The sequence below is a fragment of the Bradyrhizobium sp. Crot121 genome (assembly GCF_059512385.1).
Genome location: NZ_JCAMOR010000485.1, coordinates 1 through 365 on the forward strand (window position 1 = coordinate 1; position 365 = coordinate 365).

The 365-nt window shown below is 64.9% G+C and carries 1 protein-coding gene; it reads right to left on the reverse strand.

The genetic code is table 11. From position 1 onward, the window contains the following. Nucleotides 1-365: amidohydrolase family protein (locus AC5ZGW_RS47595; protein ID WP_496114333.1), on the reverse strand; the 365-nt coding region annotated here is incomplete at both ends.

The following is a 365-nucleotide window of genomic DNA, read 5'->3' on the forward strand; positions in this document are numbered from 1 at the left end:
GACCGTGAACGGATTGGTGGGGTTGGTCGACGACGGCAGGCAGTGCATCTCGCCGGCGACGCGGATGATATCGGGCGCGTGGCCGCCGCCTGCGCCTTCGGTGTGGTACATGTGAATGGTGCGGCCGCCGATCGCCTCCAGCGTGTTCTCGACAAAGCCGGATTCGTTCAGCGTATCGGTATGGATCTGGACCTGGAAATCGTAGTCGTCGGCGACGCGAAGGCAGGTGTCGATCGCGGCCGGCATCGAGCCCCAGTCCTCGTGCAGCTTCAATCCCATCACGCCGGTCTCGAGCTGCTCGACCATCGGCGGCGCGCGATGGGAGTTGCCGCGGCCGAGGAAGCCGAAATTCATCGGCCAGGCTT